General features: G+C 58.2%; 2 protein-coding genes. One reads left to right on the forward strand and one right to left on the reverse strand.

What is annotated here, in order from left to right:
* Positions 1-598 precede the first annotated feature (598 nt).
* Positions 599-1,594: an ABC transporter substrate-binding protein gene (locus E8A46_RS04600; RefSeq protein ID WP_291558062.1), complete on the forward strand. Its 996-nt coding sequence runs from the start codon at positions 599-601 to the stop codon at positions 1,592-1,594.
* 302 nt (positions 1,595-1,896) lie between these two features.
* Here the strand turns inward: E8A46_RS04600 and phaC are convergent, their stop codons facing one another.
* On the reverse strand, positions 1,897-3,675 hold the full coding sequence (phaC, locus tag E8A46_RS04605) for a class I poly(R)-hydroxyalkanoic acid synthase (protein WP_291558064.1): 1,779 nt from the start codon (positions 3,673-3,675) through the stop codon (positions 1,897-1,899).
* Positions 3,676-4,358: the final 683 nt, after the last annotated feature.

The raw sequence follows: 4,358 nt of genomic DNA on the forward strand, positions 1-4,358 counted from the left end.
GCTGCCAACGAGGCCCGCGATCGGAACAATAATACCAGCGCCGACCAGATCAGGCTGCAAGCTTCTCTCATAAGATAGAAACATTGCGCGATTCGGCTTCACTTGCCAGCCGAATTAGGTTTCCGACAGGGACAGGGTCCACCGCGTGTGGACATCGATACCCGCGTGCAGGCTGCGGCCGTCCCTACATCGGTTCCGGACATTCCGCAGCAACCACCAGCGCGCCAGGCTGCAGCCCAGCTTAGCGCGCCGCCCTCAACGTCAGCAGCGCCTACCAAGATCGAAGCGAAGAAGACGAGGATCGCGAAGCGGTCCGACCGCCAGAGAATGGCTGCCAATCCACAGGGATTCCAGCTCTTCCGTTTAACTTGGTGACCGCTCAGATCTGCCCGAGTCTGGCGACTGAACTTTGGGACGGTTGGCCGGGAGCGCGAACCCCCTTGGGCAGGAAACTGACTTGCCAATCCCGCCCAAGACATGTCCGCTAACTGGAGCAAACCGGAAGTGGTGCACCGACGGACAAAACGACGCGATTGACCCGAAGCGGACTTCCCGTGCGTGTGGTAGACAGGTTCGGGAGGAAAGCTGGAGGACCCCAATGCCGGATATGATGCCTCGCCGCGCGTTTGTCACGCTACTCGGCGGTGCGGCGATCTGGTCGCAAGCCGCTCGCGCGCAAAAGAGCGAAGGGGTCAGGCGTGTCGGCGTCATTATGGGCTTCGCCGAAAACGACGAGGTTTGGCAGGTCTATCTTGCGGCCTTCCGAAAAGCCTTGCAAGACCTCGGCTGGACAGACGGGCGCAACATCCGATTCGATTACCGGTTCACCGGTGACAGCGAACAACTTATGCGCAGCGTAGCGGAGGAAATTGTAGGGCTCGCACCTGATGTGATCCTTGTCTCAACAAACTCGGTCGTCGCAGCAACGTTGAAGGCCACGCGCTCCATCCCGGTCGTTTTCACATGGGTATCCGATCCGGTCGGAAGCGGTTTCGTCACGAACCTGCCTCATCCCGGAGGAAAAATTACGGGCTTCCACAATTTCGAGCCGGCGATCGGCGGGAAATGGCTAGCTTATCTCAGTCAGATCGCGCCGGGATTGCGCCGTGTTGCTGTTGTGCACGTTCCGGAAGTCGCTCCCAACGTAGCTTTTCTGCGTGTGGTCGAAGCCTCTGCCCCTCAAATGGGGATAGCTGTGACTGCAGCCGAGATACGCAATGCGGCTGACATCGAGCGAGTGCTGTCGGCTTTCGGACAGCAAGGCGGCGGCCTCATCGTGACGCCAAGCGCGCTAACGGCGACGCGGCGTGATCTCATTATCGGACTAGCGGCTCGCTTCGGTTTGCCTGCGATTTACTCATTTGGCTTCTATGCGACGAGCGGCGGCCTGATTTCGTATGGTATCAATCAGCTGGAGCAGGTCCGACCGGCCGCGTCATACGTGGACCAGATTTTGCGAGGCGCAAATCCGGGCGATCTGCCAGTTCAGCTCCCGCTCAAATACGAACTCGTCATTAATCTCAAGACCGCCGCGGCCCTCGGCCTCGCGGTGCCCAACTCCCTTCAATTGCTCGCCGACCAAGTGATTGAATGAGCCGGGCGACTTCCGGGTTTGGCACGAAGCTGACCAAGCCGTTGCCCTGATCAAGGTCTGCTGTTGAAGGACAAACAGACATCGATCATTCGCTAGTTGAGGTCTCACTTTGACCCGACCCGGACATTCGACTGCGTTTTACGCTGGTCTTGCGCCGCTGGGGTAACCGCCGACAGCCGGGTCATCCGGACGAGATGGCGTCGACGGTCTTGAACCAGATGCCACAAAGTTCGCGCGCCAGGCGGCAGGCGCTCTTGATCATTACCTTAATGGCATCCGTGCCACAGGCCTTGAATGCGCGACTATCCGTCGGAGCGAACCCTTACATAGGATCCCGGCGCGTCTTCGATGACCGACAGGCCCTCGCCGGGCGTCCGGGCAGCGACTTGTCCACCTGAGAACGGCGTCACCCACTCGTTCCAGTGGGGCCACCACGAACTCGGGCGCTCGGTCGCAGTTTTGAACCATTCGTCGGCCGTCGCGGGATTCGACGAATTCGTCCAGTGGCCGTATTTCGAACCGGGTGCACTAATCACTCCGGCCATGTGGCCGGACGCTGACAGCACAAACTCAACCGGACCGCCATAGAGTTGCGTTGCCCGATAAGCTGATTTCCAGGGTGCAATATGATCTTCCTTTGTACCCAGAATAAATGTCGGCGTCGTAATTTTCCGCAGATCGATTGGCGTGCCGTCGAGAGTGATGCCTCCAGGCTTGGCCAGATTGTTCTCCTGATACATGTTGCGCAGGTAGAACGAGTGCATGGCCGCAGGCATGCGCGTCGCGTCTGAATTCCAGTACAAAAGATCAAATGGAACCGGCTCCTTGCCGAGCAGGTAGTTGCCGACGACGAAGGACCAGATGAGATCGTTCGCGCGTAACATGTTGAACGAGGTCGCCATGTCCTGCGCATCAAGGTAGCCCTTCTCGTTCATGCGCGTTTCGAGCGCCGCGAGTTGCTCGGTGTCGATGAAGACCGACATGTCGCCGGACGCCACGAAATCGACGAGCGTGACGAAATAGGTCGCGCTCTTCACGCGGTCATCGCCTTTCGCTGCCAGATAAGCGCTCGTCGATGCGAGCAGCGTTCCGCCAAGACAATATCCGACGCAATTCACGGCACGCTCGCCAGTGGCCTTCTCGACTGCCGCCATCGCCGCGATAGCGCCGTCGAGCATATAGTGCTCGAAGCTCTTGTCTCGGAGGCGTGCGTCCGGATTGATCCAGGAGATGACGAAGACCGTGTGCCCCTGTTCGACACACCAGCGGATGAACGAATTCTTTGGCTGGAGATCGAGGACGTAGAATTTGTTGATCCACGGTGGAATGATCAACAGAGGCGTTTTACGTACCTGCTCGGTCATCGGCGTGTACTGGATGAGTTGGATCATCTCATTCTGGAAAACGACCTTGCCCGGTGTCGTCGCAATATTTTCGCCAAGCCGGAACGCATCCATATCCGTCATAGTAACGCTGAGGCGGCCCTTTCCGCGCTGCAGATCGTTGAGCAAATTCATCAGGCCGCTGAGCAAGTTCTCGCCGCCGGTCTCGATCGTCTTCGATAACACTTCAGGGTTTGTCGCCGCGAAATTCGACGGGGCCAATGCATCGACGAATTGCTTCGTATAGAATTCGACCTTCCTGGATGTCTCCTCATCAAGCCCCTTTACGCCGCGGACGGCAGAGAGGATTGCGCGAGCGGAAAGAAGATAACTGTCGCGGATGTAGCTAAATATAGCGTTTTCGGCCCATTCGGGGTGTTTGAAGCGTTTGTCCGGCGCGCTGACCGGCGGTGGCTCGCCGCCAAGCAGATGTCGCAATGTCCGCGCCCACAGGCTGACGCTCTGTTCCCAAAGCTCGATCTGCGCGCGCGCGACCGGCCGCGGATCGGCCATGAGCTTGGTTGTCAGCTCAAAGAAGGCTTGACCGATCTTGGCCGGATCGCCCATGCCGATATTGGCGACGTCTGGCCGGCTTATGAGGAATCCCTGTACGGCAGCCTGGCTTTTGGTAGCCAGCGTCTGAAATCGTTCCGCCAGAACAGCGGGATCCAAAGGCGCAGCCATTTTGCTGTCGGTCATGGCAGCCACTCCCTTTCTTGTTCCCCATATGCGGGTCGGCGATCTATCTGCCGCCTTCTCGCTACGCCATGCCAGTGCCGGCACTGGCATGTTACCCGCTCGAGCCCGCGCAGAAGAAGGGCTAAATTCTCAGGCGTTGACACATTAAGTGATATTACTGCTGGCCTCTTTTAGCAGCTCAAAGCTCCTGGCGAGGCTTCCCTTCCGTCCCACGCGGCGGCGGATCGACTTTGGGACGCTGCGCAGTGAGGTCGACAGCCGGGTTGAACGCGCCTCATAGGCGGTCGAAATTCACCTGAAATGCTGCGGTGCATGAGTCTCTTGTCGGCACTTTTGCGCCATGCCGATTTATCCTGAGAACATCCGCTAAGCGACGAAGACCGGAAGTGAGCGGCACACGGTCAAACCAAATCTGAATTTGGTTTTTTACACGTAAACAGCAGCCGCTTAGCCGCTCTGGTAACTCGGAAGATATGTTGTCTCTGTCGTAAACCCAATCGGGCTGACAACTGAGGCAGAACCACGCAATCCTTCTGTCCCATGAGGGAAGCTCTCAGCCTTATCTGGACGGCGTTGGTCCGGTCACCTGCTTCGTTGGCAGCTGAGATCCTGGTGCTCCGGCATCAGATTAACATACTGAGGCGGCATTCGCCCAAGAGGCAGACGTTCAGCGCCATGGACCG

Source organism: Bradyrhizobium sp. (assembly GCF_004799445.1).
Taxonomy (GTDB): Bacteria; Pseudomonadota; Alphaproteobacteria; order Rhizobiales; family Xanthobacteraceae; genus Bradyrhizobium.